Annotated in this window: 16 protein-coding genes; 11 read left to right on the forward strand and 5 right to left on the reverse strand. The window is 71.2% G+C overall.

The features are described from left to right. Positions 1 to 244 precede the first annotated feature (244 nt). The 3 genes from K7C98_RS15790 (at position 245) to K7C98_RS15800 (ending at position 6,854) form a co-directional block, all read left to right on the forward strand. Positions 245 to 4,609: a protein kinase domain-containing protein gene (locus K7C98_RS15790; protein WP_224192496.1), complete on the forward strand. Its 4,365-nt coding sequence runs from the start codon at positions 245 to 247 to the stop codon at positions 4,607 to 4,609. A gap of 788 nt (positions 4,610 to 5,397) precedes the next feature. Next, complete coding sequence (locus K7C98_RS15795) at positions 5,398 to 5,940, forward strand: hypothetical protein (protein WP_224192497.1); 543 nt, start codon at positions 5,398 to 5,400, stop codon at positions 5,938 to 5,940. A 719-nt stretch (positions 5,941 to 6,659) separates the two neighbouring features. Next, a complete protein-coding gene (locus K7C98_RS15800) occupies positions 6,660 to 6,854 on the forward strand; it encodes a hypothetical protein (RefSeq protein WP_224192498.1) in 195 nt (64 codons plus the stop codon). Between the two features lie 135 nt (positions 6,855 to 6,989). Here K7C98_RS15800 and K7C98_RS15805 read toward each other — a convergent pair whose 3' ends face one another. Next, on the reverse strand, positions 6,990 to 7,817 hold the full coding sequence (locus K7C98_RS15805; RefSeq protein WP_224192499.1) for a MerR family transcriptional regulator: 828 nt from the start codon (positions 7,815 to 7,817) through the stop codon (positions 6,990 to 6,992). A gap of 769 nt (positions 7,818 to 8,586) precedes the next feature. On the opposite strand from K7C98_RS15805, the gene K7C98_RS15810 reads away from it, so the two are divergent. Then, complete coding sequence (locus K7C98_RS15810) at positions 8,587 to 8,895, forward strand: hypothetical protein (RefSeq protein WP_224192500.1); 309 nt, start codon at positions 8,587 to 8,589, stop codon at positions 8,893 to 8,895. A 92-nt stretch (positions 8,896 to 8,987) separates the two neighbouring features. Continuing rightward, positions 8,988 to 10,601, forward strand: a complete 1,614-nt coding sequence (locus K7C98_RS15815; protein ID WP_224192501.1) for a family 43 glycosylhydrolase — start codon at positions 8,988 to 8,990, stop codon at positions 10,599 to 10,601. Positions 10,602 to 11,101: 500 nt separating this feature from the next. On the opposite strand, the gene K7C98_RS15820 is transcribed toward K7C98_RS15815, so the two are convergent. Then, on the reverse strand, positions 11,102 to 12,283 hold the full coding sequence (locus tag K7C98_RS15820) for a hypothetical protein (protein ID WP_224192502.1): 1,182 nt from the start codon (positions 12,281 to 12,283) through the stop codon (positions 11,102 to 11,104). A gap of 310 nt (positions 12,284 to 12,593) precedes the next feature. After that, positions 12,594 to 12,779: a MerR family DNA-binding transcriptional regulator gene (locus K7C98_RS15825; RefSeq protein WP_224192503.1), complete on the reverse strand. Its 186-nt coding sequence runs from the start codon at positions 12,777 to 12,779 to the stop codon at positions 12,594 to 12,596. Between the two features lie 465 nt (positions 12,780 to 13,244). Between K7C98_RS15825 and K7C98_RS15830 the strand changes: the two genes are divergently transcribed. The 3 genes from K7C98_RS15830 to K7C98_RS15840 all read left to right on the forward strand — a co-directional run bounded on the left by K7C98_RS15830 (position 13,245) and on the right by K7C98_RS15840 (position 15,643). Next, positions 13,245 to 13,400, forward strand: coding sequence for a microviridin/marinostatin family tricyclic proteinase inhibitor (locus K7C98_RS15830; protein ID WP_224192504.1), 156 nt, complete (start codon positions 13,245 to 13,247; stop codon positions 13,398 to 13,400). Between the two features lie 217 nt (positions 13,401 to 13,617). Then, entirely contained in the window at positions 13,618 to 14,616 is a 999-nt protein-coding gene (locus tag K7C98_RS15835; protein WP_224192505.1) for an MvdC/MvdD family ATP grasp protein, read from the forward strand. A gap of 4 nt (positions 14,617 to 14,620) precedes the next feature. Beyond that, on the forward strand, positions 14,621 to 15,643 hold the full coding sequence (locus tag K7C98_RS15840) for an MvdC/MvdD family ATP grasp protein (protein ID WP_224192506.1): 1,023 nt from the start codon (positions 14,621 to 14,623) through the stop codon (positions 15,641 to 15,643). A 370-nt stretch (positions 15,644 to 16,013) separates the two neighbouring features. Here K7C98_RS15840 and K7C98_RS15845 read toward each other — a convergent pair whose 3' ends face one another. Further along, positions 16,014 to 16,547 carry an Ig-like domain-containing protein gene (locus tag K7C98_RS15845; RefSeq protein ID WP_224192507.1) on the reverse strand — a complete coding sequence of 178 codons (534 nt, stop codon included), beginning with the start codon at positions 16,545 to 16,547 and terminating at the stop codon, positions 16,014 to 16,016. A 479-nt stretch (positions 16,548 to 17,026) separates the two neighbouring features. Here K7C98_RS15845 and K7C98_RS15850 point away from each other — a divergent pair, with 479 nt between their 5' ends. After that, positions 17,027 to 18,985 (forward strand): FG-GAP repeat domain-containing protein, encoded by a 1,959-nt coding sequence (locus K7C98_RS15850; protein WP_224192508.1) that lies wholly within the window; start codon positions 17,027 to 17,029, stop codon positions 18,983 to 18,985. A gap of 36 nt (positions 18,986 to 19,021) precedes the next feature. Further along, entirely contained in the window at positions 19,022 to 21,058 is a 2,037-nt protein-coding gene (locus K7C98_RS15855) for an SBBP repeat-containing protein (protein ID WP_224192509.1), read from the forward strand. 286 nt (positions 21,059 to 21,344) lie between these two features. Here K7C98_RS15855 and K7C98_RS15860 read toward each other — a convergent pair whose 3' ends face one another. Then, positions 21,345 to 23,813, reverse strand: coding sequence for a DUF4215 domain-containing protein (locus K7C98_RS15860; protein ID WP_224192510.1), 2,469 nt, complete (start codon positions 23,811 to 23,813; stop codon positions 21,345 to 21,347). 181 nt (positions 23,814 to 23,994) lie between these two features. On the opposite strand from K7C98_RS15860, the gene K7C98_RS15865 reads away from it, so the two are divergent. Continuing rightward, entirely contained in the window at positions 23,995 to 24,972 is a 978-nt protein-coding gene (locus K7C98_RS15865; protein ID WP_263429544.1) for an NADP-dependent oxidoreductase, read from the forward strand. Positions 24,973 to 25,043 lie beyond the last annotated feature (71 nt).

Below are 25,043 nucleotides of genomic sequence, written 5' to 3' on the forward strand. Positions count from 1 at the left end.
GCCGCGGTTGCTGAAACCGCACCTGGCGCGCGCACGAGCGGGCGTGGCGGGCACCGAAGCTGCGCAGCCGCGACCGGCATCGATGGCCGGCGCAGAAGTATGACATCGTCTGAGAAGCGCCGGACGCTGGCATACTACCGGCGTGTCGGTCCACGAGACACCGGTCGCCCGGGCCATCACCGTCGGACCAAGCGGCGCCGCGGCGCGGCCCGCCGCGTCCGCATCGGCGGTGACCCGCGAGTCGATGAGCGACGAGCCAGTCCGGACCCCACCGGAGCGCCCCCACGTCGCCGTGGTCGACGAGACGCCGGGGGACCGGCTCGGGCGCTACACGCTGCTGCGGGTGCTCGGCCAAGGCGGCATGGGCGTCGTCCACGTCGCCTACGACGACCTGCTCGACCGCCGCGTGGCGATCAAGCGCGTCCGCGCCGGCAGCAACGACGCCCACGGGCGGATCCTGCACGAGGCCAAGGCGCTGGCCCAGCTGTCGCATCCCAACGTCGTGCAGATCTTCGAGGTCAGCGCGTCGGCCGGGCGGATCTTCATCGCCATGGAGTACGTGCCCGGCAGCACCCTGCGCGCGTGGACGCAGCGGTGGCGCGCCGCCGGCGGCTCGCAGCGCGAACTATTGGACATGTTCGTGCAGGCCGGCCGGGGCCTCGCCGCCGCGCACGCGCAGGGCCTGGTCCACCGCGACTTCAAACCCGAGAACGTGCTCGTCGGCGAGGATGGCCGCGCGCGGGTGGTCGACTTCGGCCTCGTCACCTGGGACGACCTCGCCGACGAGCCCGCGCGGCCCGACGACGGCGATATGCGCGGGACCCAGGTTCGGCTGACCGCGGCGGGTGTGATCCTCGGGACCCCGGCGTACATGTCCCCGGAGCAGTTCGCCGGCCGCCCCGCCGACGCCCGCTCCGACCAGTTCAGCTTCTGCGCCGCGCTGTACGAGGCGCTGTGCGCCGCGCAGCCTTTCGCCGGCGAGACGTTTGCCGAGCTGCACGACGCGGTCGTCGCCGGCGACCTGCGCGATCCAGGCGAGCGCGTGCCCGCGTGGTTATGGGCCGTGCTGCGCCGCGGCCTCGCGCACCGGCCCGAGGACCGCTTCCCGACGATGGGCGAGCTGCTCGAGCGCCTCGCCAGCGACCCGCTGGCGGCGCGGCGCCAGCGGCTGCGGGTCGCCGCGCTCGCGCTCGCCAGCGCGCTCACGGCCGTCCTGCTGGTACTGCTGGCCGTCGCGGTGCGCGCCGAGTGGCTGCGCCGCGGGGTCGAGCAGGCCGCCGAGCGCTCGCTGGCGTCCGCCGAGGCGCGGATCGGCGAGGCGCGGTCGACCGGCGACGCAGCCGCGGCGGCGCGGGTGTTCGCCGCGTTCGTCGACAACCCGCTGCACGACGGCACGCGGGCGCTCGCGCGCGCGTGGCTCGGCGAGGCGGCGCGCCGGCGCGACGACGGCGACACCGACGCGGCGCGGGCCGCCTTCGCGGCCGCCTACGCGCGCGCCGTCGCGCCCGACGAGCAGCGCGAGGCGCTCGTCGGGCTCGCCCGGCTGTTCCGCACCGGCCTCGAGTGGGACGCCCTCGCCAGCGTGTTCGACCTGCTGAGCCGCGAGCACCCGGACGCGGCGCCGGAGCTCGCCGGACTGCGGCGCGACGTCGCGTTCGGCCGGCGCGACTTCGCGGCCGCGCGCGTCGAGCTGGCCCAAGGGGGGCCGGCGAGCGTGCGCGCGCTCGCCGACGCGCTCGTCGGCGCGAGCGCGACGAGCTACCGCGACGTCGACCGGGTCTTCGTCGACGCCGACCGCGTGGTGCTGACGTCGACGCGCGACGACCCGCGGGTGCTGCACATCGCCGCCCGCGCGCCGGGGCTGCGGCCAGTGCGCGCGCTGCCGGCCCCCGCGGGTACGAAGCTCTTGCTGGTGGCCCCGGGCGAGCCGCTGTACGCCGTCGGCCGCGGCCAGGCGAGCGCGCTGCCGATCACCCTCTACCGCGCCGACGCCGACAGCCTCGCCCCGCTGCTGACCTGGGACGACGCGCTCCCGACCACGATGACCTCCGCCGACCTCGACGGCGACGGCGTCCGCGAGCTGTACGTGGGGACAGGCACTGGGTATCAGGTCAACTCGCTGATCCCGCGGACCGACGGCGGATGGGAGCGTCGGGTCGTCTACAGCATGACCGATACGCTGCATTCGATCCCGAGCGGGCTCGCCCCGGTCGACCTCGACGGCGACGGCCGCGACGAGCTCGCCGCGAGCTTCATGGGCTGGCGCGCTTACGACGTCCGCCTGCTGCGGCTCGACCCTGCGACGCGGACTCTGCGGACCGTCGCGCGCGACAAGCTCGGCATGCTCCTCGGCATCGCGCCGCTGCGCGGGCCGGGAGGGGCGCCGCTGCTGGTCGCCCACAACGCCAACGTCGACGCGAACTCGCTGGTGTTCCCACCCGACAGGCCCCATGGCGACCCCGAGGGCCTGTACGTGTTCGGCCACGACGGCGAGCGCCTGGTCCGGCGCGACTTCCTCGCGTACCCCCAGCCGGCCGGCGCCCTCAAGTTCGACTCGTGGCCGCTGCTGGTCGGCGACGCCAACGGCGATGGCCGCGACGACATCGCGGTCGAGTACGGGCACGACGGTCGCGTGCACTCCCTGCTGTACCTGCAGGAGGACGACGGCAGGTTCTCGTCGGTGATCCTCGGCGACCTGCAGATCCTCGCGTTCGCCCAGCTCGACGACGACGCTGCCGACGAGCTGATCGTCAACATCCCTGATGAGGCCGACCGCGGGACTCGGACGTGGGTGCTCGGCGCCGGCGGGGACGAGCTCATGTCGACGACCCCGTCCCCGCCGGCGCCCTCCCCGCCGCCGGAGCTCGACGACCCGTCCTGGAACCGCACGTGGCAGCACGCCAAGTCGCTGCAAAGCCTCGGCCTGGTCGACGAGGCGGCGAGCGAGTTCGCCGACCTCGGCCGCCGCGCCTCGCGACCAAACTCGCGGGCTCTCGCCTTCTACACCGCCGGCGGGCTGCGCGAGCGCTCCGGCCGCGACCGCGAGGCCGAGGGGCTGTTCAGCGAGGCCGCGCAGGCGCCCGAGTTCGCCGCCGACGCGCTGCAGGGCGCGATGCGGGCCCAGCTCCGCCTCGGCGACTACGAAGCCGCGCTGCAGACGATCGCGGCGCTCCGGGCCTCGCCGGGGCTCGACGTCGGCGTCCGCGAGGCGCTCGAGCACCGCTGGGCGCCACTTGTCGCCGTCGGCCGCGAGCGCGTCGACGTCCGCTTCGACCGCCCGCTCGCGCCGGCGTGGACGATCGAAAAGCCGCTCGGGCTGCGCCACCGGCCTGGCGCGCAGAGTCTGGCGATCGCCGCCGACCGCGAGGGCCCGCTCGCGTCGCTACCGGTCGAGTGGTCGGGCGAGCTGATCGAGCTCGCCGCCGACTTCACGATCGGCGAGACCGAGTGGGGTAGCGGGTTCGAGGTTGCTCTCGTCCCCGAAGGCGAAGACCCGATGGCCACGGCGACGGTCTGGCTCGCCGCTCACACCATCGGCACCAGCCGCGGCGGCGTCGAGGTCGGGCGGGTGTTCATGTGCGGCCTGGCCGACCGGCGGCTGCCCGACCTCCAACCGCCGACGATCGGGCCGCGGCGCACCGACGTCGCCACCCACTTGACCATGCGCGTGTCGGTGATCCCGGCGCTCGGCGAGGTCGCGTGCGAGCTGACCGCGCCCGACGGCACCTTGCGGACGCTGCGCGAGCCGCTGACGGGCGAACTCCCGCCCGCCGGCCGCTACCACCTCGTCGTCCGCACCGTCCACGCCAGGCCGTCGTGGTTGACCGCCGAGCTGCACCGCGTGACGGTGCGCGGCGGCCGGCCTGTCGACGCGCTGCCGGCCGACCCCGCGCGTGCGAGCTTGACGAGCGCGCTCGTCCGCGACGACTCGGTCGCCGCGCTGGCGGCCTTCGACCGCGTCGGCCCGCTCGCGCCCGACGAGCAGGTGTGGCGGGCCCACGCGCTGTGGCAGGTCGGCCGCGTCGCCGAGGCGCGCGCGCTGTGGGCCGCGCTGCTCGCCACCCCCGGACCGCTCGAGCCGGCGCTGCTGACGGCCCTGCGCGCGCGGCCTGACCTCATGGGACCCGTGCTGCGCGAGCTCGACCCCGAGCGCTTCCTCGAAGCCAACCACGCGCTGTGGCGCAACACCGCCGTCAACCACCTCGGCCACCCGCGGGCCCGCGACGCGCTGCTGACCGTGCTCGGGACCCTCGACGCCACGCAACTGTCGGCCGAGGCGCAGACGCCGGACCGGCGCGCCCGCGCCTGCGACCTGCTGACGTGGCGCGCCCGCGCATACCTCCGCGCCGGCGAGCCGGACCGCGCCCGCGCCGACCTCGAACGCGCGCTCGAGCTCTCGGCGGACCTCGCTGCCGACACGCCGCAAGCGGCGGAGCGCTGGCTGCTCTGGCTCGATCTCGCGTCGTTGGCCGCCGCCGACGGCGACGGCGCGCTCGCTAGCGAGGCGATCGCCAAGGCGCGCACCAACAACGCGGTCCCGCTGCTCGTCGGCGACGTCATCCGCGCTCGTCCCGAATTGGCGGCTCTCGCTCACCTGGAACCCGGTTAGCCGCGCCCTCGGTTCAGTGCTTATGACGATCGAACGCGCAAGCGCAGGCAGACATCGAGGTTGTGCGAGCCGAGTGCGGCGCATCCCGACTCTCGATATCACAGGCGATCGCCCCGGCTCTGGCGCCGTCGGCTTGAACCGACCACGCACCAGGTGACCTCACTGGGAGTAGTAGGCGTCGAGTATTCGCCGGAGAGCGGCCAGTTCGTCCGTCACTCCGGTCTGCACGACCGTGGTCGGCAGAGCGGACGGCGTCGTGTCGAGTTCGAAGATCTACATGGTTCCCATATTGGTCGACGCGGCGTGCTGCTGCAAGGCGGGGTTGTCGAGCTGGACGACGGTCGACGGCGCTGTGTCCTGACCGGCGTTGGCTGGCCAGGCGGTGGGTGATGATGTCGGGCAAGTCGGTCCGCTGCAGGGCGGCGCGCAGGCGCCGGTTCTCGCGGGTGAGCCGGCGCCGGTGGTGATGGGCGCCCATCGCCGGTGCCGAAGCGGTGGGGGGCGCCCATCCAGCGCACCATACCTCTCCACCCAAGCGCATGGCGATCGATCTGGTTGTCGCGGGACGGGTAGCGTCCAAAAGCGGCCCCATGGAGCGATGGGCGCCCATCGCCGGTGCGCAAGCAATGGTGGGTACCCATCCAGCGCGCCATACCTCGCCGGCCTGCCCACCAGCCAAGGCTGGCTTTCGCTCGGGCGAAGAATCTTGAAGTATTGTGGATCAGAGTCTATGGTGGGGATGGCGGCCGTGTCATCGGCGGACAGCACAACGCATTCAGGAAGGAACCATGTCCATCTACTACTGGAAGAAGACCCGACGGCGTAACAAGTTCCGCGCCGTCCTCGTCACCATCGGCGTCGTCGTCTCGACCTGCCTCTTTCAAACGCCACGTGCGATGGCCGTCACGGTCCTCACATGCACGGGCTCCCAGTCGACCACCTTCAGCCCCGGCCTGACTTACACTCCGCAGCCGGTCACCGCCAGCACCTCCATCACCTACAACTGCTTGGGTGGTGCGGTGACGTCGGGCACGACTGTGGTCAACGCAAAGCTGCCCGCGGCATCTTGTGCGGATCTGCAATCCAGCACCGGAACAACCTTCATCACCTGGAACACCGGGGAAGTGACCGGGTACGAGTGGACCAGCACACGTGCCAATGTCGCGGGAAACCTCGTCACCACCGCCGTCGGCGTCGTGAAAACCGGCAAGTTCCTCATGGGTACCGTTACGTACACTAGCGTCTCGCCGAATGTGCTGACAAATGCTTGCGCCAGCCCTAAAGGCCTGACCAACCAGACCGGACCGGCCACGTTGAGCATTCAAGGCTGAGCTCGCGGGGTGCAGCCGGCAGTGCGGATGTTGGTCCGAGTGTTCGCCATCGACGCGCAGGATGGGCGCCGAAGCCAAGAGCCGGATCGGGGGTGGGCGCCCACAGGAGCTGATCTTCCGGATGTGGATCCGCTGAAAGACTTTCTGGGCTATTGGCATCACGCGGGCCCCTTCCGAGTGCGCACGGCCCTCCATAGCCCCATCATCGAGCCGAACATCACGCCTCCGAGGCGACGCTGCTGGCGACCTTTCCCCCAGATGGCTTGCTCCCGCGCTTGACGCGGCGGCTCGGGGTTGCAGGTCGCCTCGTGGTGGACGGAGCCGCGCAGACAGATCTTGTCCTTCCGTGACCGCCACCGTCGACTTCTCCGAGGGCGTGCATACCGGCGGTGGGCCCTTCGTCGCGGTGCTGCGGACGCTCTCGATCAGCACGCAACCCGCCTCCGCATCGCAGCGAGCTCGGACTCGGCCCGCTTCAGTCGGGCGTCACTCACCGCCTCTTGAGCCTTCATGCGCTGGCGCAGGGCCGCGAGCTGGCCCTCGACCAGGCTCACGAGCGACGGCCGCGAGGTTTCGACGGGCCCCGGCCCAGCAGTCGCCGCCGGGCTCACGGTCGCAGCGGCCCGCTCCGCCTGCCGCGCCTCGCGGGTGAACTCGGGCCGGCGCGAACCGCGTCGTGACATGAACCCCATTGAGGCGATACCTGGGCCTCGGAGGCCGTGTGGTGGAAGTCGAGGCTGAGGCGGCCGGACACCGAGACTTTCGTCGAGGTGACAAAGCAGCTCGCGGTCGGGACAGGAGCCGAGGCCGGAGTCATCGAGCTGGCCGTGGGTCGCGTGGTGATCCGCGTGCGTGGCCAGATCGAAGCCGAGTCGCTCAAGCGGGTGCTCGATGCCGTGGAGGCGCGTGGATGATTCCGGCGTCGGTGCGGATCTTCGTATGCACGAGGCCGCAGGCATGCGACGTAGCTTCGACGGACTCGCGCTGGCGGCCCAGCAAGGATGCGCGGCAGCTTCGCGGGAACGTGAACCTCGCCGCGCGGCCGCGAGTCACGGCGCGAGCGCGCGGCGCATGAATTCGAGGTACACCGCGAGCGCCTCGGCCTGCGTGTAGCGGTCGTCGAGCGCCAGGCGGTCGCCGAGCGCCAACAGTGCGCCCCACAGCATGTAGGCCCACAGCTCGGTGTCGCCGCGGCGCAGCTCGCCCGTGGTCATCGCCCGGCGCAGGCTCGGCTCGGCATTCATCACCATGCGGTGCAGGGCCTCGCGGGCGCGCGCGGCGACCTCGAGGTCGCGCCCGTGCGCCGCGGCGCCGAGCAGGTTCGTCATCGTGCGGAAGCCGGCGAAGCGCGACAGCACCGCCTGCGCCCGCAACCGCGCCTCGTCCGTCATCGGCAGGCCCGACTGCGCCTGCGCCCGCAGCGACGCCGGCACCAGCGTGAAGCGCAGGCGATCCAGGCACTCGACGAACAGCTCGCTCTTTCCGGCGAAGCATTGGTAGAGGGTCGCCTTGCCGACCCCAGCCGCGCGCGCGATCGACTGTACGTCGGCGCCCTCAAAGCCTCGGTCGAGGAACAGCCGCGCCGCCGCGTCGAGGATCGCCGCGCGCCGGTCGGTCGCGCCCTCGCGACGCCGTCGTTGCCGTCGCGGAGGCGTCCGCGCGCGCGGGCGCGTCGCCAGGCGTTCGCGGATCTCCGCCAACCCGAGCCCCTGGGCCCGCAGCGCCTTGATCTCGCGCAGCCGCTCGACGTGTTCGGGCCCGAAGTGGTGAAGCCGCGGGCCGAGGGTTTCGGGCCGCGGCAGCAGACCCAGGTCGAGGTAGTGGTGGATGGTCGAGCGATGCGTGCCGCTGACCCGGGACAGCTCCGCGATCTTCATCGTCGCGCCGATTTTGGCCGGCCGTTTTGTATTGCACAACCTCAATGTTTGCATAACTCAATTTACCCAGCTTATAGCCTTCCAGTGTCATCTCTTGTCCAATTCTTCCGACCGTGATAACCTCGATCACGCGCACCATCGTCCTGCGGAGGCCCGTCGTCGAGCGGGTCGAGGGCGCCAGCCTCGGGTTCGCGCTCGACTCCTCGATGCCCGTGCCGCTCGCTGACAGCGCCGCCGCCCCCCGCTGCCGCTCCTGCCAGGCCCACCGCGACCTCCGACGCCGAACCCACCCACTGCCGCGACCTGGTCCTCGGCTCCGGATGAACAGTAACTGTGCGGCGGCTCGTGCGGCCGAAGTTCGTGCGCATCGCCGAGGGCCTCGGCGATCCATCGCCGGTGAAGATCGCCGAGCCGCCGGAGCGGCCGACCCACCGCTGCGAGGGCGTGATGTCGCTGATGTCCTCGAAGACAGCCGGGCCGATCGCCTCGAGCAGTCGGCGGGCCTGCAGCGCGGCCTGGCGCCGACGCTCTGCGCCACTTCGCGGTAAGTACGGCCCAGCGCCCATTTCTGGCGTGGGATCTCGCGGATCCCGTTCGGCCTGGACGGCGTCCTCGGGGACATGTGCGGCGAGGCCCCCGCGCTCGTCGTCTTTCCGCCTTCCCTCTTTTTTATCGCGGCTCCTGCGACCGAGACGAGCGTCGCGTCGGATGAATCGCATGCCTCAAAGGTATGAGTGCAAGCCCGACTGCCCCGTCGCATAGGCGAACCATGCCCGCGCTCGTGCCAATCCCTGCCGATCATCGGCTCGCTCGTCCGCAGCGGCTCGGATTTTTGCCCACGCTGGCTTTTTGGAGGCGACGCGATGTCTGGAAGATCGCCGGGCCCTGGACGGCCGCTTTCGTGTGTTTGTGGACCTTGCTCCTCGACCTGTTCGTCCGGGGGCTCGTCCCCGCGTGGACGAGCGCCGTGATCGCTGGCGCCGGTCCGGTGTTGTTCGTCGGGTTCCTCGAGCGCTACTTGCGGGCTCGCCTCGAACGTCGATGGGCTCTCGCGCAGGCTGGCACGTCCCGGGTCTGAGCATTCCTGCATCTGGCGACTGATCGGGCTCCGCATGGGCTGCATCAGCGGACGGCCGAGGCTCGGGGCTGTGTTGGTTAGCATCCGCCGCGATGCATCCACGCAGCCTCGCGGCGCTCGTCCCTGTCGTCACTGTCCTCGCCTGCGGCGACCCGGATGCCTCGTCCGGAGCCGCGACGCTCGGCGAGACGCCCACGACCGGCGCTTCCACGACGGACGCCTCCACGACCGCGGAGACCGGCACCACCGCGCCCACCAGCAGCGGAGGCCCGACCGAGGCCAGCACCAGCGACGGCAGCGACGGCAGCGACAGCTCGACTGGTAGCGTCCCGCCGCCGCCCCCGTTGCCCGGCTTGCGGGCGGAGTATTTCGCCACCTACATCGACCCGGTCCTGTCGCGCGTCGACCCCGGGCTCGATTTCGTCTGGGGTCTCGACGCCCCCGATGCCTCGCTGCCGGCAGATCGCTACTCGATCCGCTGGACCGGCTCCCTGCTCGCGCCCGCGGCCGGGACCTACAAGATCATCACCGAGACCGACGACGGCGTCCGCGTGTGGGTCGACGACGTGCTGGTGATCGACGATTGGACCCCGCATTACGTCACGCGCAACGAGACGACGGTCGAGCTCGCGGCCGGGGTGCCGACGCTGATCCGCGTCGACTATTTTGAGATCGACATCGAGGCCTCGGCCCGGCTGCTGTGGTCGAGCGATACGATCCCCGAGCAGCTCATCCCGGTCGACAACCTGCTCGCGGCCGATCCGCCCGCCGAGCTCGGGCCGCCCAAGCCGCCCTACGGCAATCCGGTGATCCCGTTCGATTGTCCCGACCCCGGGGTCATCGGCGTCGACCAGCCGGACGGCCCGCACTTCTACATGGTCTGCACCGGCGGCTCGTTCCCGATCCGCCACTCGCGCGACCTCGTGCTGTGGAACGACACCGGCGCCGCGGTGCTGCCCAACGGGAAGCCCGCGTGGGCCGCCAACGGCAATCGTAACTGGGCGCCCGAGCTGCACCGCGTGGCCGGCAAGTACGTCGCGTACTTCACCACGGTCAACGGCGGCAACGTGCTCAGCATCGGTGCGGCGTACGCCGACGAGCCGCTCGGGCCGTACGTCGAGACCGGCGGCCCGCTCGTCGAGCATCCGCTCGGGGTCATCGACGCCAGCTACTACGAGGACGCCGGCACGCCGTATCTCACCTACAAGATCGACGGCAATTCGCAGGGCGAGCCGACGCCGATCTTCATCCGCCAGCTCACCCCCGACGGCCTGGCGTTCGCCGGCGCGGAGGTGCAGATCTTGACGAATGACCCCAACTCCTGGGAGGGCGGGGTCGTCGAGGCGCAGTGGATCGTCCGGCGCGACGACTTCTATTATTTGCTGTACAGCGGCAACGTCTACGATCACCGCTACCGCACCGGCGTCGCGCGCTCGGCGAGCCTGTTCGGGCCGTACGAGAAGCTGGGCCCGCCGATCCTCACCAACAACGAGCGCTGGGTCGGCCCCGGCCACGGCACCCTGCTGCCGGTCGGCGGGCTCGACTTCTTCATCTATCACGCGTGGACGAACGCCGGGAACGGGACGCACGACGGCGGCGCGGGCCGGCACGTGCTCGTCGACCGCGTCGTGTGGGAGAACGGCTGGCCGCGGATCCACGACGGCTCGCCGAGCCGCTCGCTGCAGACCTGGCCCGGCGAGCCGTGAGCCGAGGTCGCCCCGGCGGGCGCCGGTCATCCGGGCCCGCGGTGGCGGAACGCGGCCTGGAGCATCGTCGGCACACCTCGGCTTCGCCGGCCGGGTGCAAGGATCCGGACTGCCGGCGGTGCGACGGCGCGAGGTGTGCGGAGCGTCAGATCGGGTTGTAAAGGCCGTTGACGGTGAACGGTTTGTCGACGAAGCGGTTGCCGGAGGTCGCGAACCAGATGCTGTCGGGATCGGTGCCGGGGCGGTACCAGACGATGTCGGTGGCGCCGTCCGCGTTGAAGTCGCCCGGGATGGGCTCAAAGGCGCCGAGGACGTTCCAGGGGGGGCCGTCGGCGTGCTGCGGCTGGGTATGGCTGAAGCCGCGGGCGGCGGTGCCGCTCCAGAGTTGATCGGCCTTGTCGCCGGGGGCGACAGGTGCCGGTCGTCGGCCCGGCAGTGCTCGTCGTACCGACCGAGGTCGGCGGTGCTCCCTGCTGGCGGTACGAGAAGAGTTTGGGCAATTATCCCAGCTCGGTCGGCACCACGAACTGTGCGATCTGTTGCCCGTCGATCGACCAAAAGCCCACGAAGTGGGGCGCCAAACGAACGAGGCGCTGCATGCCGAGCCAGATGAGGTCCCCGGGGAAGCCGTACTTCGGTCGATGTCCATGTCGGTAGTAGTCCGGCAGACCATCCGGAATCGCGGGAGCGGGCGCCGAGAACGTCGAGAGCGCGGACCCGTTGCCCGCGTCGAACAGGCGAATCTCCTGCCCATCCAGCAACAGCGCCACGCCGTGGCCGTCCGGTGACCACGCGATGCCCGAGGCTTCCGGAACACTATACGAAGCCTGGATCAGACGCGGCGCGAGCTCGATCGTGATCTCGATACGACCGTTGCGAACGATATCCAGATGCGTGGTCTTCTGATCCGGCCCGTGACTGCGCATGAGCATCGCGCCCCCGCTACCCCAGCGCAGCTCGTCGAAGTGCGGCAGGGAGGGCGCGAGCGTGCATATGCGCCGCCCGTCGTCGCCGTCGAAGATCACGATCTCGTCGCTCGCAGACGACTGGCCCCAGTGGACCCTGGCACACCATCGCCCGTCCCCGGACCAGTGCATGCGGTAGTCCGAAGGAAGGTCCTCCAGCGTGTGGTGATAGAGCAGCTTGCGGCCCAGAGGATCGAAGGCCGCGATCCCATGCCCCACCTTGCCGACCACCGCGCCCGTCGCCGCGTTCCACTCGATCTGCTCGAACATCGGCGAGCCGATGTCCTCGAAATCAAAGCGCGAGTCACCCTCGCGGATCTCGAAGAGCGCACCGGTGTCCGAGAACATCCGCGTCTCGTCGACCCACACGTAGCGGACCGCGCTGTCCCGCGTCTCGTCGGGCCACGCGTCGCCCACGATCCGAGCCCTGTCCAAGAGCGCGATCCCGTTGGTCCCCACGTTCGTGGCTAAGCGCCGCCCGTCGGGATGCCAGCGCAGGAGGCCGGGCTGCTCGGACCAGCCGACGTAGTCATCGAAGCCCGTCGACGAGCACAGGCTGCCCGCCTGGGCGTCGAGAACCAGCACCGCCCCGCGCTGGTTCTCTGCGTCCGTGCATGCAACCGCGAGCCGCGATTGACTGGGGTGGACGGCTACGTTCCCGATCAGGCAGTTGCTCGGCCACCTCGGGCTCGGCTGGATGGGCCAGGCATCGCTCATGGTTGGAGCCCCATGGTACCGTGGCTGACGGAGTGCCAGGGCCCGACGATCTGGAGCCGACCACCTCGCCCATTCCGTTCCACTTCCAAAGGACGCGTGCCAGGGAGGACCGTCAGAACTCGGTTCTGACGAACGCTTGGGCCGACATTTGGTGATGTGGTATACACGCGGAGATAGAGCGCCCTGCGGGCCCGTCTACGCAGGAACGTCTCGGAAAGAGCCAAATTCGCGACGAAATCGAGACGAATTTTCGAAACAATCGGGAGATCGCACCACCGCGCATCCAGGGCTCTGCGCCAGAGTAGACCATTCAACGGGCCAAGCTCCGCAGCCGGCGGCCACCCGGCCGCCGAGACAGGTTGACCGACTTCCCGGGCCCGAAGTGGTGAAGCCGCGGACCGAGGGTTTCGGGCCGCGGCAGCAGACCCAGGTCGAGGTAGTGGTGGATGGTCGAGCGATGCGTGCCGCTGACCCGGGACAGCTCCGCGATCTTCATCGTCGCGCCGATCTTGCCCCGGCCGTTTTGTCTTGCACAACCTCAATTTTTGCATAACTCAAGACACCGGGCTGCGCGACCTGGCGGGCGCGAGAAACGCTCGCCTCTTCCACGAGGGCACGCGCCAGCGAGCGCGAGCTGGCCCCCCGATGCACCGCGCCATCAGCGTCGTCACCGAACAGAGATCGCGGTGTTGGCAATCGCGGCAATGCTCGGTGTCGCCAGCCTGGGTTCGTTCGCCCCCGGCGCCACGCAGGGCAACGGCTTCAAGATCATCCTCGCGTTCGCGATCGGCCAGACGTCGGTGAGCGCTCGCGTGACGGTGCGCGCATCGGCGCTTGCGAGCGCGCCGGCGCTGTGGCGCGGCGTGATTCGCTCGTGGTGCTGCCGCTTGCCCGCATCGCGGGCGCCCCGTATCCTCGTGCGCCGGTCGTGTTGCGACCGGGAATCAACAAGGAGACGACGATGGAGAAGCAAGACAAGAAGAAGCCGTTCTTCGTCCGCTACCTCGAGGGCCAGGAGCGCCAGGCGGGGAGGGCTGACGCCACGCTCAAGTACCCGTCCGACAAGGACGAGGAGAACACGACGCACAAGTACCCGTCCGACGGCGACGAGGGCTAGCGCGCGACGCTCTCCACCGCATGCGGGCCGTACGCTGGGCCGGCCGATCACGATGCGATCGGAAGAAGAGAGCCATGAAGGAAGCGACCAGGTCCCAGAAGCAGCCGTTCTTCGCCCGCGACCTCGAGAGCCAGGAGCTCGAGCAGGCCCGGGGCGGCTGGTCACGGGGGCGTGCTCTCGAGCGCGCCCCCACTCGCGTCTCCGGATCTCGACCATGATGAACGACCCTCGCGACGTCGTCCTGCTCGTCACCCACAGCGGCGATCACTACACGATCGATCGCGTCGCCGAGGAGCTCGCGCGCCGCAGGGTCCGGCCGCGGCGCGTCGACTGCGACCGCTTTCCCACCGAGCTCTCGCTCACCGCGGCGCTCGACGTCGATCCGGGGGCGGCCCGTCGCACCCTGCGCGACGCCCACGGCTCCGTCGACGGCGACGCCGTGCGCGCGGTGTGGATGCGGCGGCTGTGGCCCGCGGCGCTCGACCCCGAGCTCGACCCCGAGCTGCGCGACGCCTGTCGGGCCGAGTCGATGGCGGCGTTGCTCGGCTTCCTCGACGGCCTCCACGACCGCCGCATGGTCAACCGGATCGATGCCGACCGCGCCGCGGCGAACAAGCTGCGCCAGCTCCGGATCGCCCGTCGGCTGGGCCTCCGGATCCCCCGCACGCTCGTCACCAACGATCCCGCCGAGGTCGTCGCCTTCTCCGAGAGGCTCGGCGGCCGCATGGTCACCAAGATGCTCACCCCGCTCACGCAGTCGATGAGCGGCCGCGGCCCGTTCGTCCACACGAGCATCGTGCGGCCCGAGGATCTCGACGACCTCGAGGGCCTGCGCCACTGCCCCATGGTGTTCCAGGAGCACGTGCCGAAGGCCCACGAGCTGCGCGTGGCCGTGGTCGCCACGGCGGGCGGCGGGCGCTGCTTCGCGGCGGCGATCGACGCCACGGGGTCCGATGCCGGCCAGGTGGACTGGCGCAAGGCCGCGCCCGACCAGGCGGCGTGGCGACGCGGCTCGCTGCCCGACGACGTCGCGGCGCGGCTGCTCGAGCTCGTCGTCGCGCTCGGTCTCGTCTACGGCGCGGTCGACCTCATCGTGACCCCCGAGGGGGAGCACGTGTTCCTCGAGATCAATCCCGCGGGCGAGTGGGGCATGCTGGAGCGCGACGCCGGCCTGCCCATCGCGGCCGCGCTGGCCGATGCGCTCCTGGAGGAGTGAGCCCATGACCGTTCTCATCATCACGCGCAGCGACGACAACGAGTCCTCGACGCGGGTCGCCGCGGCGGTGGAGGCCCGCGGCGTTCGGGCCTATCGCCTCGACACCGACCTCTATCCCACCGAGCTGCGGATCTCCATCGCCGACGCTCCGGGCGAGCGCGGCCGTCCGCATGGCCACGTCGCGGGACCCGCGGGCGAGCTCTCGCTCGCGGACGTCACGGCGGTCTACTACCGCCGCTTCAACGTCGGCGCGCGCATCCCCGTCGACCTCGACCGCCAGCTCCGCGCGCCGTCGGTGGAGGAGAGCCGCCGCGTGGTGCACGGACTCATGGCCGTGCTCGGGGCCACCGGGGCCTTCGCGCTCGACCGCCTCGACGTGGTACGCCGCGCCGAGCACAAGTCGCTGCAGCTCGCGCTCGCGCGCCGCGTGGGGCTCGAGGTCCCGCGTACGCTCGTCTCCAACGACCCCGCGGCCGTTCGCGTGTTCGCGGCGGCCGTGCCGGCGGGCATCGTCACCAAGATGATGGCCTCGTTCGCGGTCTACGACGAGGCCGGCCGCGAGCAGGTGGTGTTCACCAACCCCGTGAGCGACGCGGACCTCGCCGACCTCGAGGGCCTCGACCTCTGCCCCATGACCTTCCAGGAGCGCCTCGAGAAGGCCTGCGAGCTGCGCGTGACCGTGGTGGGCGACCGGGTGATGGCGGCGTCGATCGACTCGCAGGCGCTGCCACGCGCCCGCAACGACTGGCGCCGCGAGGGCGTGGCGCTGCTCGACGCGTGGAAGCGCTACGAGCTGCCCGCCGACGTGCAGCGGGGAACGCTCGCGCTGATGGACGCGCTCGGCCTCAACTACGGCGCCTTCGACTTCATCGTCACGCCGGAGGGCCGCCACGTGTTCCTCGAGGTCAACCCCGTCGGCGAGTTCATGTGGCTGCTCCACACGCCGGGGCTACCGATCGACGAGGCGCTGGCCGACGTGCTGTGCGACCGCGCGGTGCGGCGGTGGCGGCCCGTGGAGCCCGCGTAGCGGCGTTCCGCCGATCGGGCGAGCGGAGCGCGCGCCGCTTTCAGCCTACCAATCGATACGACGTGGCCGGTTGATGCGGCGAGGGAGCGTCACGGGGACATCGGCGGCAGGCACGGGGACAGCCAGCGGGCGGCGTTGTCGCCCAGGATCGCGGCGAGCAGCGCCGGCGGGAGCTCGAGCCCGCGGTATTCGCCGTGGGTCAGGCTGCCGGTCGCCGAGCCGCTGGCGCGCCAGAAGTGCAGGGTCGGCGCGCGCAGCAGGTCGAGGTTGGCGGCGAGGTGATAACTCCGGGAGCTGCTCGTGCAGGGCGGCGAGCGGTGAGTCGACGGCCTCGCGGCGAGACATCGGATCGAACGGCGACGCGGAGCAGCTACGGGTTGGCGTCGGCGACGACCTCGAGCTGCCGTACGAAGGCGTCCTTGCCCTCGTGGCGCTGGACGGCGGCGCCACCGGCGAGCGGCCACGCGAGGTCGTCGAGCAGAAGCACGGCCGTGTATGTGCCGGGCGCGAGCGGCTCGTCGGGGGTGAGGTTGAAGCCGACGCCGCGCCGGCACGCGTGCCCACCGGCGTCGGCGCCGACGGTGGCGGCGACGCGCTGTCCGTCCTGATCGAGGAGGAAGAAGGTGTCGGCGGCGACGCCGGAGTCGCTCAGCAGGGGCTCCGATTCCTCGTTGGGGCCGTCGCCGACGACCCGCAGGCTCACGTCGGGACCGACGTGGTAGACGCCGCCGTCCTCGACGCAATCCTCGAGGTGACACGCGTCGGCGGAGCGGACGACGAGCTCGCGGATCGCCCCGTCGCAGTTCCCGCAGCCGGCTCCCGCGGCGGTCAGGCCGAGGCCGAGGACGACGCCGAGGGCGGCGCAGGCTGCGATTCGGAGCGAACGACGGATGAGGTGATGCATGCGCCGGCATGGCACAACGAGGCCCTGCGGCGGTCAAGAGGGAGCCCCAGGAGCCGAGCGCGAGCGAGGTTCGTCATGGCGCTGGGGTTCGCAGACCCCGCGACGTTGCGACCCCTCGACAGGCCGCCCGGCAGCCCCGTGCACGTCGATCCTGACCTCGAGGCGGGCGACGATCCCCGCGGCCCATGAGCGCCTTCAACCCCATGAGCGGCTCACAAATCGAGTCGACACCGGTTCGTTCTACCGGTGACGGCGCGGCTCGGCGCGCTCGCGTCCCTGGTACGCGAAGTTCATCGAGGCCAGGGCGAACGGCGACGCCGACAACATGAAAAGTCCGACGGCAACAACCTCAGCTGCCGCCGATCCGTGCGAAATCGGCGGCGCCATTCCACGAACTGATTCGAGGGGCGGCTACGACGACAAGAAGCAGATGGACACCGATATTGACACCGCGGTGCGGCGAGTTGCATGGTCCACCCATGCGACGCGTAGTTCTCACGCTGACGATCGCTGCCGTCGCCGCCTGCAGTGACGGTGCCGCCACGAGCCAGACCGCCACCGACCTCACCGGCGACGGCAGCACGGATCAGGGCACGACGCGCCCGACCACAGGCCTGCCCACGACCTCGGACTCGGGCCCGGACGCCACCGCCGGCGTCAGCGAGAGCACCGTCAGCACCTTCACGACCGGCGCGACCGGCACGACCGGCAGCACCGCCGACGAGACGACCGCCGCGGGGACCTGCGCCCTCGCGCCCGCCCCGGCCGGCCCGATCCCCGTCGACCCCGCGTGCGAGGCCTCGTCGGTCAAGCAGGTCCTGGACCCCTGGAATTTCAAGGTCGAGTGGTCGTACGCGGCGCAGGACGACGTCCACGCGCTGCCCGTGGTCGGCCCGCTGATCGACGACGACGGTGATGGCGACATCGACGGCGACGACCGCCCGGTCGTCGTCCTCGGCGTGCACGATGGCACCCTGGTGGTGCTGCGCGGCGACGGCGGCGGCCCGGTCTTCACGCTGCCCGGCATGCACCCGTCCGCCGGCCCTGCGATCGCCGACGTCGACAGCGACGGCGCGCCCGAGATCGTCATGGTCACCGCACAGAAGAGCGTCGTCGCGATCGACGGCGAAGGCGTGATCGAGTGGACCTCGCCCCCGCTCGTGGGCCAGGCCAACAATCCGCAGGTCACGGTGGCCGACCTCGACGAGGACGGCGACGTCGAGGTCATCGCCGACAACGCCATCCTCGACGGCAAGTCGGGGGCTCTCATCGCCGCCATGACCGTCAATGGACCCTATCGCACGCCCGTGGTCGCCGACCTCGACCTCGACGGGAGCAAGGAGATCGTCCTCCATCATCAGGTCTTCGCCAGCACGGGTGCCCTCCTGTGGCAGATCATCGGTGGCAACGGCCTGGAGGCGTTCGCGTCGGTCGCGAACATCGACGACGACCCCGAGGCCGAGCTCTTCATCAGTTATGGCACCACCCTGTACGTGCGCGAGCACGACGGCACGCCGATCGGCCAGTACCCGATCCCCGGCGAGGACAGTCTCACCCTGTTCGGACCCTCGTGCATGGCCGACTTCGACGGCGACGGCCAGGTCGATATCGTCATACCCGCCGCCGACGTTCTCAACATGATGGATCCCGACGGCACGGTCCTGTGGCAGGCCGCCATCCAGGACCCCTCGGGCGCGGCAGGCTGCTCCGCCTACGACATCGACGGCGACGGCACCTACGAGGTCCTGTTCGCCGACGAGAACCACTTCTACGTGTTCGACGGGCTGACCGGCGCCGTCCTCTTCGACAACCCGGACCACGACTCGGACACCTACCTCGAGTACCCCGTGGTCGCCGATGTCGACCGGGACGGCTCCGCCGAGATCCTCGTCGTGACGAGCGGCGAGCAGCACGGCCTGAACGTGTTCGGCCACGCCGGCGCCGGCTGGTCCGCATCCGGCCCGGCCTGGCCGGTCCACGACTACGCCGTCACCAACGTCGGCCAGGACGGCTCCGTCCCGTCGTCGCCCGAGCCGTCCTGGGCCGCCCACAACACCTTCCGCGCGCGGCCCACCGTCGACCACCCGGCCCTGCCCGACCTGCTCGTCCACATCACCGACACCTGCCACGCGTGCGCCACCGGCGAGGTCCAGATCGCCTACCAGGTGTGCAACCAGGGCGACGTCGACGTCGACGCCGGCGTCCCGCTGACCCTGTTCGCGCTGGCCGGCGGCGCCGAGCTCGTCGTCGAGACCCGGGCCATGCCCGCCGTCGCCACCGGCGCCTGCCTGGCCGGCGACACCTTCGTGTTCCCCGCGACCCTGCTGGTCGACGGCGGCGTCGTCGTCCGCCTCCACGACGACGGCGGTGGCACCGGCCCCACCGTCGAATGCAACGTCGACAACGACCAGGCCGCCGCCGAACCTGCGGGCTGCTAGCTAGGCCGGTCCCGACCTCCGCGGTACCATCGCGGCATGTCCCGGCTCGCGTTCCGCACGCTGCTCGTCGCATTCGCCTCGCTCCTGCCGTGCGTCGCCGGGGCGGCGGTCCCCGACCGCGTGTGGGGCACCTACGTGGGCGCCGCGACCGACGACGTCGTCGAGGCGCTCGCCGTCGACGCCGAGGGCATGGTCTACGCCTGCGGGACCACGCGGTCGACCACGGGGATCGCCACGCCGGGGTCGTTCCAGGCGACCACCGACGGGCAGAAGAAGGACGCGTTCCTCCTCAAGTTCGCGCCGGGCGGCGCCCGCGAGTGGGGCACGTACCTCGGCGGCGCCAGCGACGACGAGTGTCATGGGGTGGCCGTCGACGCCGCGGGCAACGTCGCCGTCGTCGGCAAGACGCTGTCCGCCGACTTCGACACGACTCCGGGCACCGTGATGCCGGAATTCGGCGGTATCGGCGAATACGACGGGTTCGTGGCGCTGTTCGACGCCGACGGCGAGCAGCTGTGGGGCACGTACATCGGCGGCCCCCTCGCCGACGCCATCGACGAGGTCGCGTTCGACGAGCAGGGCGCCCCTCACGTCGCCGGCATCACCAGGGGACTGAGCTTCGACCTCCCCGGCGCGCACCAGCCCGCGCCCGCGGGGCTTCAGGACGCCATGCTCGTCAAGCTGGACCCGGACGGCGCCCTGGCGTGGGGCACCTACTACGGCGGGACCTCCAGCGACATCGGCACGTCCGTCGCCGTCGGCGCCGACGCGGTCTACCTCGGCGGCTACACCGGCTCCGCCCAGGGCATCGCCACGGCAGGCGTCTGGCAATCCGTGTACGCCGGCGGGCTCGACAACTTCATCGTGCGCTTCGACGCGGAGGGGTCGCGCGTGTGGGCCACGTACTACGGCGGCGAAGGTCTCGAGTCGGACGGCGATCTGGCGATCGCACCGGGCGGCGGCGTGGTGTGGGCCGGCTACACCACCTCGCCCATGGGTATCGCGACGCCGGGCGCCCACAAGACCTTCCTCGCGGGGAGCCGCGACGCTCTGCTCGCGCGCTTCGACGCCGACGGCGGTCTGACGTGGGCCACCTACTTCGGCGGGTCCGGCGACGACCAGCGCGGCAGCGTCGCCGTCGATCCGTACGGCAATTTCTTGCTCGTCGGCATCACGAGCTCGATGGGCGCCATCGCCACGCAGGGGGCGTACCAGAGCCAGCTCGCGGGCGAGTACGACCTCTTCCTCGCCAAGTTCGGCCCGGACGGGGCGCGCGTGTGGAGCACCTACTACGGCGGCCCCGCGCTGGAGTCCAGCAACACCCCCGGCAACCTCGCCGTCCACGGCCCCGACATCTACGTCGCGGGGAAGACGAAGTCTCTCGCCGGCCTCACCACGCCGGACGCGTTCCAACCGGACCCGGGGACGCAAGAAGACGGCTTCGTCGCGCGCTTCGACCAGGGCGACCTCGGCGGCGCCTGCCAGGCCGACGCCGACTGCACGATCGGCTTCTGCGCCGACGGCGTGTGCTGCGACGCCCCCTGCGGCGGCGGCGACCCGGACGACTGCCAGGCCTGCAGCGCCGCTCTCGGCGCCCGCGTCGACGGCACGTGCACCCTGCTCGCCGCCGGCACGACGTGCCGCCCCGCCGCCGCGGAGTGCGATGCGCCCGAGCTGTGCACCGGCGACGGGGCGGCCTGCCCCGCAGACTCGCCCGCGGCCGACGATACCCCCTGTCCCGACGGCCTGTGCCTCGGCGGCGTGTGCGAGCCCGCGACGGCGACCACCACCACGACCACCACCGACACGAGCACGGGCTCGTCGGACACGACCGGCGAACCGCAGGTGCCGACCAGCAGCACCTCCACCTCCGACGACGCGCCGACCGGGACCTCCCCCGACGCCCCGAGCAGCACCGGCGCGCCGGACCCGACCACGGACGCGAGCTCGGAGACCGACACCGCGGGGCAGACCGACGGCGGCTGCGGCTGCTCCACGGGACATGGCCCCATGGACATGTCTCTCGTGACATTCGCCGCGCTCGCGCTCTCCCGCCGCCGCCGCCGCCGCTAGCGAATCTTCAGCCGAAGCTCTGGTGCACCGGGCTCATACCCGTCCGTGCGCCGGACGGCCGAGAGGGCTGCAGTGGCACGCGGCGCGCGGCGGCGACGAGAAGCTGCTCGCGCCGCTTCAGGGGCATGATGTCACCGGCCTCGTCGAGGTCGCCGACGTGGCCTCGAGCGGCTCGCTGAGGTCGTCGCTGCCGAGCCGCTGCGGGTCGCGGTCGCCGGGCGCACCCGCCCCGCGACGGCCTGTCGAGTGATTTCACCGGCCCGGGCCCGAGGCGCGGGCCTGGCCGTCAGAAGGTCAGACCGAAGCTGCCGCAGCCGAGGCCGAACCGGTCGACGCGGTCGCCCATGCGCCCGTGCTTGCGGTTCGCCACCTGTCCTGCAGGACAGTTCGTCTGCGGGAACGCGCCGCCGCCCCCGCCGCCGTGCGCCGCGAGGTTGGTGACGGCGCCGGTGGCGATCGAGAAGCCGAGTGCGTTCTCGCTGATCACCAGCGGCGCGCAGCGGAACCCGACCTGGTCGAGCTCCGACCCGGAGCGCCCGAAGAAGCCGACGATCACCTGGTCCAGGGGGCACGGGCTGTTGAAGGGGCCGCCGCCGCCGCCGCCGACTGCCGGGAGAGTGCCGGCCTGGGCGGCCTTGACCACGAACTTGTCGTTGAGGACACCGACGCTGAGCGCGCCGCAGATCCCGGTGAGCCGGTCGACGCGGTCGCCGCTGCGGCCGTTGAAGCCGATCAGCACCTGGCCCGGCGGACAGGACAGATCGAACGGCGAGCCGCCCCCTCCGCCAAACGCGGTGAGGCCCTGACCGGCGCCGATCGGGACGGTCTTCGGCGGCAGGTGGCAGAGCAGCGAGCAGGTGTCGGCGTTGATGGCGTTGCCGTCGTCGCACTGCTCGCTGGCCTGTTTGATGCCGTCGCCGCACCTCGGATCGGTGCAGGCGTTGGTGCAGCCGTCGTTGTTGATGGCGTTGCCGTCGTCGCACTGCTCGCCGGGCTGCTCGAAGCCGTCGCCGCAGCGGGCGTCGAGACACGCGAGGGTGCAGCCGCCGTCGAAGTTGTCGTTGTCGGCGCCCTCGTCGCACTGCTCGCTGGCCTGCTTGATGCCGTCGCCGCAGGTCTCGAGCTTGCAGACGCTGCTGCAGCCGTCGTCATCGTCGAGGTTGCCGTCGTCGCAGCCCTCGTTCGGGCCCTTGTCGCCGTCGCCGCAGACGTTGTTCTGGCAGCTGGCGTTGCAGGCCAGGCCGGGGCCGTTGTTGCCGGGGCCGGCGTCGCACTGCTCGTTCTGGGCGTGGACGAGGCCGTCGCCGCAGACGGCGCTCCGGCACTGCGAGGTGCAGTCGCCGCTGTCGGCGTTGGCGCCGCCGAGGTCGCACTGCTCGTCCAGGCTCGGCTGGACGAAGCCGTCGCCGCAGTCCGGAGCCGCGCAATTGTCGGTGCAGCCGTCGTCGTTCTCGCCGTTCTGGCCGTCGTCGCAGACCTCGCCGGGGTCGAGGACCGCGTTGCCGCACTCCTCGAGCTCGCACTGGCTGTTGCAGCCGTCGCCCGGCTCGAGGTTCCCGTCGTCACACTGCTCGCCAGGGCCGAGGTCGAAGTCGCCGCAGACGTTGAACTGACAGCTGGCGTTGCAGGCCTTGCCGGGACCGTTGTCCGCGCCGTTGTCACACTCCTCCGCGCCGTCGCCGGTGTTGAAGAGGTTGCCGTCGCCGCAGACGTTCGCGAGGCAGGTGGTGGTGCAGGCGGCGTTGTCGGCGTTGTCGGGGCCGTCGTCGCACTCCTCGCCGACGCCCGGCTGGATGAAGCCGTCGCTGCAGACCGCGTTGGTGCAGGCGTTGGTGCAGAGGTCGGTGTCGTCGAGGTTGCCGTCGTCGCACTCCTCGTTGGAGCCGACGCTCATGTCGCCGCAGGAGGCGGCGACGCAGTCGTTGCCGCAGCTGTCGTCGTCGACCTCGTTGCCGTCGTCGCAGCCCTCGCCCGGGCCGACGTGGCCGTCGCCGCAGACGTTGCTGCTGCAGTCGGACTTGCAGCTGTTGGTGTCGGCGTTGTCGGGACCGTCGTCGCACGCCTCGCCCGGGCCCGGGTCGCCGTCACCGCAGGTGTTGGGCTGGCACATCGCGTTGCATGCCTTCCCGGGGCCGTTGTCGCGGCCATCGTCGCAGATCTCGCCAGGATCGATGTTGCCGTCGCCGCACCCGGGCTCGGGGCCGGTGGTGTCGGTGGTCGTGTCGATCGTGTCGGTGGTCGTGTCAGTCGTATCGGTGGTGCCGGTGGTCGTGTCCGTGGTCGCGGCGGTCCCGGTGGGCACGTCGGCCGTGGAGCTGCCGGTCGTCGTCGGCGTGGGGTCGGTGCTCGCGGTGCCCGGTGTGCCCGTCGTCGTCTGCACCTCGGTGGTACTCGAGCTCTCGGTCACGCCGATCGAGGTCGTCGTGAGGTCGTCGCCGCACGCCCCGAGCAGCAGGACCGAGGTCGCAATCGCAGTTCGCCAGCTTCTCACTTCGCTAGAATTCATGATCTCCATGCTTCCCTGTCTCCGCGGCGCGCCGGCCGCGACGTAAGTACTCCGCGCATGTTCCCAGGCCGACTGTGCCAGAGTCCCGGGCGGACGACGATCCTCCCGGCTGTCGGCCTGGAACCTCACCCCGCCCGAATTCCCGCCGCATGCCCCGGCGAACGAGCTGGCCTGCCAGGACATGTTGCTCGGGATCCGCAGCGCGAACGCGCGCTTGACCTCGAGCGGCTGGCAATCGACATCATCCACCGGGCCACGACGTGCAGCGCCTGTCGGACGTGGTGAAGCGGAGCAGGCGCCAATCGTGGGTCCAGGCGGCCCGAGCCATTGCCGAGCTGGGCGAACATGTCGTGGGCGGGACATCGTGCTCGAGGCCCGAAACTCGGAGACAGAATCAAGAATCCTCATGCCGGATCCCCTCCCGAACACAATGAAGGCGTGCCGCGTGAACGAGTTCGGCCCCCCCGAGGCGATCGTCCTCGAGGATCTTCCGCTCCCGATCCCGGCTGCCGGCGAGGTCCTGGTCCGTGTGGCCGCGGCCGGCGTGGGCCCCTGGGATGGCTGGATCAGGGCCGGCAAGAGCGCGCTCCCCCAGCCTCTCCCACTCACGCTCGGTTCGGACCTGTCGGGGACGGTCGCGGCCGTTGGCCCGAACGTCTCCGCTTTCCGTCCGGGCGAGCCGGTGTTCGGTGTGACCAACCCGCGCTTCACTGGCGCCTGTGCCGAATACGCCGTCGCCCAGGCGGGAATGATCGCTCACCGCCCCGAGGGGCTGGCCGAGATCGATGCGGCGGCCTTGCCCGTGATCGCCGCCACCGCCCAGCAGGCCCTGTTCGATCAGGCGGGCTTGCAGCCGGGGCAGACCGTCCTGATCCACGGTGGGGCCGGCAACGTGGGGGCGCTCGCGGTCCAGCTCGCCCATCAGGCGGGTCTTCAGGTGATCGCCACGGCAAGTGAGCGGGACGCGGCGTCCGTCCGCTCCCTGGGCGCTGGCCGGGTGATCGACTACCGCACCGCCCGGTTCGAGGACGAGGTCACCGGTGTCGATGCGGTGATCGACCTGGTCGGCGGAGACGTCCAGGCGCGGTCGTTCCGGGTCCTTCGCCCGGGCGGCGCTCTGATCTCCGCCGTCTCGGAACCCGACCGGCAGGAGGCGACCCGCCGCCAGGTCCGGGCCGCGTTCTTTCTGGTCCAGGTCACGAGCGCCGCCCTGAACCGGATCGCCGCCCTCGTTCAGGCGGGCCGCCTCGTCGCGGTGGTCGGCACGGTCCTCCCCCTGGCAGCGATCCGGACTGCCCATGAGATGCTGGAGGGCACGCGCCCGCACCCGAGCGGCAAGATTGTGCTGCGGGTCGCGCTTGAGGATTCCAAGGGGGCTTCAGACACCCGGGCTCGAGCACACACGTAACAGGACGCTGCGCCTCGTCTCGACGTCGTCGCGGACACGCAAAGCGGCCTTCGTGGCGCGCCACAGTCGCT

The organism is Nannocystis pusilla (genome assembly GCF_020073745.1).
Classification (GTDB): Bacteria; Myxococcota_A; Polyangia; order Nannocystales; family Nannocystaceae; genus Nannocystis; species Nannocystis radixulma.

Excerpts from the sequence above, each read along its gene's own strand:
- K7C98_RS15830 (WP_224192504.1), top strand. The coding sequence starts at position 13,245 with ATGGAGAAGCAAGACAAGAAGAAGCCGTTCTTCGTCCGCTACCTCGAG.
- K7C98_RS15855 (WP_224192509.1), top strand. The coding sequence starts at position 19,022 with ATGTCCCGGCTCGCGTTCCGCACGCTGCTCGTCGCATTCGCCTCGCTC.
- K7C98_RS15835 (WP_224192505.1), top strand. The coding sequence starts at position 13,618 with ATGAACGACCCTCGCGACGTCGTCCTGCTCGTCACCCACAGCGGCGAT.
- K7C98_RS15790 (WP_224192496.1), top strand. The coding sequence starts at position 245 with ATGAGCGACGAGCCAGTCCGGACCCCACCGGAGCGCCCCCACGTCGCC.
- K7C98_RS15815 (WP_224192501.1), top strand. The coding sequence starts at position 8,988 with ATGCATCCACGCAGCCTCGCGGCGCTCGTCCCTGTCGTCACTGTCCTC.
- K7C98_RS15805 (WP_224192499.1), bottom strand. The coding sequence starts at position 7,817 with ATGAAGATCGCGGAGCTGTCCCGGGTCAGCGGCACGCATCGCTCGACC.
- K7C98_RS15865 (WP_263429544.1), top strand. The coding sequence starts at position 23,995 with ATGAAGGCGTGCCGCGTGAACGAGTTCGGCCCCCCCGAGGCGATCGTC.
- K7C98_RS15845 (WP_224192507.1), bottom strand. The coding sequence starts at position 16,547 with ATGCATCACCTCATCCGTCGTTCGCTCCGAATCGCAGCCTGCGCCGCC.
- K7C98_RS15850 (WP_224192508.1), top strand. The coding sequence starts at position 17,027 with ATGCGACGCGTAGTTCTCACGCTGACGATCGCTGCCGTCGCCGCCTGC.
- K7C98_RS15825 (WP_224192503.1), bottom strand. The coding sequence starts at position 12,779 with ATGAAGATCGCGGAGCTGTCCCGGGTCAGCGGCACGCATCGCTCGACC.
- K7C98_RS15840 (WP_224192506.1), top strand. The coding sequence starts at position 14,621 with ATGACCGTTCTCATCATCACGCGCAGCGACGACAACGAGTCCTCGACG.
- K7C98_RS15820 (WP_224192502.1), bottom strand. The coding sequence starts at position 12,283 with ATGAGCGATGCCTGGCCCATCCAGCCGAGCCCGAGGTGGCCGAGCAAC.
- K7C98_RS15810 (WP_224192500.1), top strand. The coding sequence starts at position 8,587 with ATGCCCGCGCTCGTGCCAATCCCTGCCGATCATCGGCTCGCTCGTCCG.
- K7C98_RS15795 (WP_224192497.1), top strand. The coding sequence starts at position 5,398 with ATGTCCATCTACTACTGGAAGAAGACCCGACGGCGTAACAAGTTCCGC.